Origin of the sequence: Streptomyces neyagawaensis (assembly GCF_023516595.1) — a bacterium.
GTDB lineage: Bacteria > Actinomycetota > Actinomycetes > Streptomycetales > Streptomycetaceae > Streptomyces > Streptomyces neyagawaensis.
In genome coordinates, this window is record NZ_JAMGBG010000179.1 from 1 (window position 1) to 5,940 (window position 5,940).

General features: G+C 70.7%; 6 protein-coding genes. 5 read left to right on the top strand and 1 reads right to left on the bottom strand.

From position 1 onward, the window contains the following. Positions 1-24 precede the first annotated feature (24 nt). The 5 genes from M8J73_RS41725 to proC all read left to right on the top strand — a co-directional run bounded on the left by M8J73_RS41725 (position 25) and on the right by proC (position 4,361). Positions 25-588 (top strand): hypothetical protein, encoded by a 564-nt coding sequence (locus M8J73_RS41725; protein WP_055542901.1) that lies wholly within the window; start codon positions 25-27, stop codon positions 586-588. Positions 589-684: 96 nt separating this feature from the next. Continuing rightward, a complete protein-coding gene (locus tag M8J73_RS41730) occupies positions 685-1,464 on the top strand; it encodes a class I SAM-dependent methyltransferase (RefSeq protein ID WP_249829807.1) in 780 nt (259 codons plus the stop codon). A gap of 296 nt (positions 1,465-1,760) precedes the next feature. Beyond that, a complete protein-coding gene (locus M8J73_RS41735; RefSeq protein ID WP_249829808.1) occupies positions 1,761-2,621 on the top strand; it encodes an ABC transporter ATP-binding protein in 861 nt (286 codons plus the stop codon). Beyond that, a complete protein-coding gene (locus M8J73_RS41740; RefSeq protein WP_249829809.1) occupies positions 2,618-3,427 on the top strand; it encodes an ABC transporter permease in 810 nt (269 codons plus the stop codon). The genes M8J73_RS41735 and M8J73_RS41740 overlap by 4 nt, the downstream gene beginning before the upstream one ends. Before the next feature lie 121 nt (positions 3,428-3,548). After that, the gene (gene proC / locus M8J73_RS41745) at positions 3,549-4,361 is read left to right on the top strand and encodes a pyrroline-5-carboxylate reductase (RefSeq protein WP_055716589.1); all 813 of its coding nucleotides are present in this window, start codon (positions 3,549-3,551) and stop codon (positions 4,359-4,361) included. Between the two features lie 66 nt (positions 4,362-4,427). On the opposite strand, the gene trpS is transcribed toward proC, so the two are convergent. Then, positions 4,428-5,423 (bottom strand): tryptophan--tRNA ligase, encoded by a 996-nt coding sequence (gene trpS, locus M8J73_RS41750; protein ID WP_249829810.1) that lies wholly within the window; start codon positions 5,421-5,423, stop codon positions 4,428-4,430. Between the last annotated feature and the right edge of the window lie 517 nt (positions 5,424-5,940).

The window sequence follows — 5,940 nt, forward strand, 5'->3', positions numbered from 1 at the left end:
GCGCACCGGAGCCATAATCGACCGGTGAGCGACAAGCAGACCGGAACCGGGGCGAAGCCGCAGCCCGTCAAGGCACCCGCGGCCTCCGCGACCCCGACGGCGGCCAACAAGGCCCCCACGACGCCCAAGGGTCCCCTCCCCGAACCCATCCGCTTCTTCGGGACGACCTGGCTGAACCACGACGGCGACTACACCGCCCGCCGCGTGACCGTCTCCATCGGCTCCCTCGCCGCCGTGGCGGCCTCCTGTCTCGTGCTGCGCCTTGCCTACGAGGGACTGCAACTGGCGGCGGTGGGCGGCTTCGTCTCGATCACGGTCGTCGTCATGTTCGCCGTGTGCAGCGCCCTGGCCTTCGGCCACACCTGGGGTTCGTTCACCCGGCGCCCGGACCCGGACCGCCAGTCCACGCTGCGCGGCCTCCTCGCCATCGGCTTCATAGGCTCCCTCGCCGCCTACTTCCTCCGCTCCCTGAAGGAGGCCCCCGGCGAGTCCCTCCACCGCCGGACCTACGAAACCGCCCTGGCCCAGTACACCCGCCGTACCACCAAGCGCACCGGCAACCCGGCCAAGCGCCGCCCCCGAGGCTGAGTCAGGACAGGCCCCCGGTGGCGGGGCTGGGTGGACGGGGGAACCCTCTCTTCGAACCGCCCCGCACCACAACCATGTCCCCATAACCATGTCCCCATGGACACCCCTCAACGTGCGTCCCGAGCCCACTCGTTCAACAGGGCCGCGGCCCAGTACGCGGCGAGCCGCCCCTCCTACCCGCCGACCCTCCTCCCCACCATCGAGGACCTGGCCGCCCGCCCGTTCGCCCGCTCGACCACCGTCGACGTAGGCGCCGGCACCGGCATCTCCACCGCACTGCTCCACGCCCACGGGGCCCACGTCCTCGCGGTCGAACCCGGCGCCGGCATGGCCGCGGAGTTCCGCCGCACCCACCCCCGCATCCCGCTCGTCCGGGCCGACGGCAACGCCCTCCCCCTCGCCACCGCCTCCGTCGACTTCCTCACCTACGCCCAGTCCTGGCACTGGACCGACCCCACCCGCTCGGTCCCGGAAGCCCTCCGCGTGCTGCGGCCCGGCGGTGCCCTCGCCCTCTGGTGGAACACCGACGCCCTCGACGTCCCCTGGATCGCCGACGCCGCCACCCGCATCCGCCGCTTCCTCGGCCTGGACGTCGACGCCCCCATGGAACAGACCGGCACCACCGGCGCCCCCGCCGCCCTGGAGGCCACCGCCGGCCGGCTGGACTGCGCCCGCCGCCGCATCCGCTGGAGCCGCCGGGTCTCCCTGGACACCCACCTCGCCAACATCGCGACCCACTCGGGCTTCCTGGTCCTCGACGAGACCACCAGAAACACCTTCCTCACCGAGGAACGGGCCCGTCTCCGAGTCCTCTTCCCCGACGAACAGATCGAGGAGACCTACGACGTAGACCTCCTGGTGGCCACCCACCCCTGACCCACGGCCACCCACGCACGGCCCGCCCCACGGCGACCTTCTACGCCCGGACTCTTCACACACCGCGGCGCTCCGCGCCGGGGCCGCCCGCATGCCGCACTCCCACAGCGACCCCGGCGCGCACCACCCCTCACCTCGGCCCGAACCGCCCCTCGCCCCGCACGCACCACACCGCCTCGCGTCCCCTTCGCGCTCCCGTCGTCCACCCCGGGCCCACGCCCCCCTCTCCGCCGTTCACGCCCTCCTCGCCTCCGCGCGCCTTGACGACCGAACCCACTCGGAGCATTATTCATCGCATGATGAATTACTCGCCCGGGAAGTCGGCGTCCCCTCCTCCCGACCCCGCGACAAGCACCGCGAGCACCCCGGCCCCGGCTCCGGCCACGCCGTCCGCTCCCGCCATCCACGCCGAGAACCTCACCGTCACCCGAGGCCCCCGCACGGTGCTCCGCGGCCTCGACTTCGAGGTCCCGCCCGGTCAGATCACCGGCCTCCTCGGCCCCTCCGGCTGCGGCAAGTCGACGTTGATGCGCTCGATCGTCGGCACCCAGGACAAGGTCACCGGCACCCTCCAGGTCCTGGGCCACCCCGCGGGCGCCCCCACCCTCCGCTCCCGCGTCGGCTACGTCACCCAGGCCCCGTCCGTCTACGACGACCTGAGCGTCCGGCAGAACCTCGACTACTTCGCCGCGATCCTCGCCCCGGGCCGTGCCGCCGCCGACCGCCGCCACGAGAACGTCGCCCGAGCCATCGCGGACGTGGACCTCACCAGCCACGCCGACACCCTCGCCGGCAACCTCTCCGGCGGCCAGCGCAACCGTGTCTCCCTGGCAGTCGCCCTCCTCGGCACCCCCGAGCTCCTGGTCCTCGACGAACCCACGGTCGGCCTGGACCCCGTCCTCCGCCGCGACCTCTGGGACCTCTTCCACTCCCTCGCCACCGAGCGCCGGGCCACCCTCCTCATCTCGTCGCACGTCATGGACGAGGCCGAGCGCTGCCACCGCCTCCTCCTGATGCGCGAGGGCGAAATCCTCGCCGACGACACCCCCGAGGCCCTCCGCACCCGCACCCACGCCGACACCGTCGAAGCGGCCTTCCTGCACCTGGTCGACGAGGCCGCCGCGACAGCCTCACCCCAGAAGGAGAGGACTCGATGACCACCCCGGCTGCCACCCCGAAGACCCACCGCCCCACCGAGGCCACACCCCCACCCCGCCCGAGGGCACTCAACTACTCACGTACGACGGCCACGGCCGCCCGCGTCCTCCGCCAGCTCGGCCACGATCCCCGTACGATCGCCCTCCTGCTGCTCATCCCGTGCGTGATGCTGTTCCTGCTGCGCTACGTCTTCGACGGCAGCCCACGCGTCTTCGACTCCATCGGCGCCTCACTTCTCGGCATCTTCCCGCTGATCACCATGTTCCTGGTGACCTCCATCGCCACCCTCCGCGAACGCACCTCCGGCACCCTCGAACGCCTCCTCGCCATGCCCCTCGGCAAGGGCGACCTCATCGCCGGCTACGCCCTCGCCTTCGGCACCCTGGCGATCATCCAGTCCGCCCTCGCCACCGGCCTCGCCGTCTGGTTCCTCGACCTGGACGTCACCGGCTCGCCCTGGCTGCTGCTCCTCGTCGCCCTGCTCGACGCACTCCTCGGCACCGCCCTCGGCCTCTTCGTGTCGGCCTTCGCCTCCTCAGAGTTCCAGGCCGTCCAGTTCATGCCGGCCGTGATCTTCCCCCAGCTCCTTCTCTGCGGCCTGTTCACCGCCCGCGCCGACATGCACCCCGCCCTCGAAGCGATCTCCGACGTCCTCCCCATGTCCTACGCCGTCGACGGCATGAACGAAGTCCTCCTCCACACCGACATGACGGCCACCTTCATCCGGGACGTCGCGATCGTCGCCGGCTGCGCCCTCCTGGTCCTGACCCTGGGAGCGGCGACCCTGAAGCGCCGCACGAGGTGAGCCCCACGGTGCCCCTGTGCCCCCGGGCGCCGCATCCCGCCCACCGGACACGTCACCCGGACCCGCACCCCCGATGGGAGGATGGCCCCAGGACGACGCACCCCCGGAGGGCACCCGCACCATGACCCAGAAAGTCGCAGTCCTCGGCACCGGAAAGATCGGCGAGGCCCTGCTCAGCGGCATGATCCGAGCCGGCTGGGCCCCCGCGGACCTCCTGGTCACCGCCCGCCGCGCCGAGCGCGCCGAGGAACTCCGCACCCGTTACGGCGTCACCCCGGTCACCAACGCGGAGGCCGCGAAGACGGCCGACACCCTGATCCTGACGGTCAAGCCCCAGGACATGGCCGCCCTCCTCGACGAACTCGCCCCCCACACCCCCGCCGACCGCCTGGTCATCAGCGGCGCGGCAGGCATCCCCACCTCCTTCTTCGAGGAGCGCCTGGCAGCGGGCACCCCTGTCGTCCGTGTCATGACGAACACGCCCGCCCTCGTCGACGAGGCCATGTCCGTCATCTCCGCCGGCAGCCACGCGAGCGAGGCCGATCTCGCGCACGCCGACGAGATCTTCGGTGCCGTCGGCAAGACCCTCCGCGTTCCCGAGTCCCAGCAGGACGCCTGCACCGCCCTCTCCGGCTCGGGCCCGGCGTACTTCTTCTACTTGGTCGAAGCCATGACCGACGCGGGCATCCTGCTCGGCCTGCCCCGCGACAAGGCCCACGACCTCATCGTCCAGTCAGCCATCGGCGCGGCCACGATGCTCCGCGACAGCGGCGAACACCCCGTCAAACTCCGCGAGAACGTCACCTCCCCGGCAGGCACCACGATCAGCGCCATCCGTGAACTCGAGAACCACGGCGTACGAGCCGCGTTGATCGCCGCGCTGGAAGCCGCCCGTGACCGCAGCCGCGAACTGGCCTCCGGCAACAACAGCTGACCGCGCCGGCCGCCCGAGCCGCAGCGCCGGGGGCGGGACCCCGCCGTCACACCCCCGGCACCGCGGTCAACCGGCCAACAACCCGATCGCCCGGTACGCCGCGTCCACCCTCGGCCGTGCCATCCCTCTGGCCTTCTCCGCACCCAACCGCAACACCTCTTCCACGTACGCAGGATCGGCGCACAACTCCTTGTGCCTCTGCTGTACGGGCCTGAGGAGCTCGACCACGGCCTCTGCAGTGTCCTTCTTCAAAGCTCCGTACGACTCATATACACCGCTCAGGTCCTCGGGGTTCCCACCTTCACAGGCGGCGAGGATCTCCAGCAGATTGGCGAGCCCCGGCCGTGCCACCCGGTCGTAGACGACCTCGCGTCCGCTGTCCGTCACCGCCCGCATGATCTTCTTGCGCACCACATCCGGCTCGTCCAGCAGATAGACGATGCCCGGTCCCACGTCGTCCGTCTTGCCCATCTTCGACGTCGGTTCCTGCAGATTCATGACCCGGGCCCCGACCTTGGGATGCGTCGCCCGCGGCACCACGAACGCCTGCCCGTACCGCTGGTTGAACCGCACCGCCAGATCCCGCGCCAGCTCCACGTGCTGCGTCTGGTCGTCGCCGACGGGCACCTCGTCCGTCCCGTACGCCAGGATGTCCGCGGCCATCAGCACCGGATACGTCAGCAGCGACAGCCGGACGCTCCCACCCCGGTCCCGCTCCCGCGCGGCTTTCTCCTTGTACTGGATCATCCGCCGCGCCTCACCGTCGGTGGCCACACACTCCAGCACGTACGACAGCCGCGCGTGCTCGTCGACCTGACTCTGTACGAAGACGGTGCACAGCTCCGGCTCCAGCCCGGACGCCAGCAGGAGGGTCGCCGCCTGTCGACTGAGCCTCCGTACCCGTGCCGGATCGTGGTCCACGGTCAGCGCATGCATGTCGACCACACAGAACAAGGCGTCCGTCCGGTGCTGGTCGACCCCGGCCCACTGCCGAACGGCCCCCAGGTAGTTCCCGAGCGTCAGATGTCCGGTCGGCTTGATCCCGCTGAAGACCCGCGTCATCTCTCATCCTCCTGGTCAGGACCACCGCCACCGGCAGGCCGCCCCTGGAGGGAGATACGAGAACGGCCGCCGGAGGGCGGCGGCCGTCGAGTGCGTACGTGAGCGCGGCCGCCGTCAGGCGGCCCACCACTGCTGGTGACACGTACGCGAAGTCATGAGGGCCAGGCTACGTGGCGGGGGCCCGACCCGCAGAGAGTTGACACGCCCTCGGCCCGTCCGTAGTGTTCTCCGGGTTGTCCGACGTGAGCGCCGACCTCGGTCGGTCCCCGGACAGCGATTCCGCAGGTAAACACCAACAATCGACGATCCTTCGTCGTGCCCTTGGCGTGCGTATTTGCAGAATGAGGAATCCGCGTTCGAAAGGACGCAGCCCCCGATTAGCTCGGGAGCGAGGAATCCGCTAAAGTCTCACTCGTCGGAACGGCCCAACAGTCGTGAAGGCAACTCCCGCTGACTGGGAATCAGGCCCGAAAGGATCTGATAGAGTCGGAAGCGCCGGAAAGGGAAACGCGAAAGC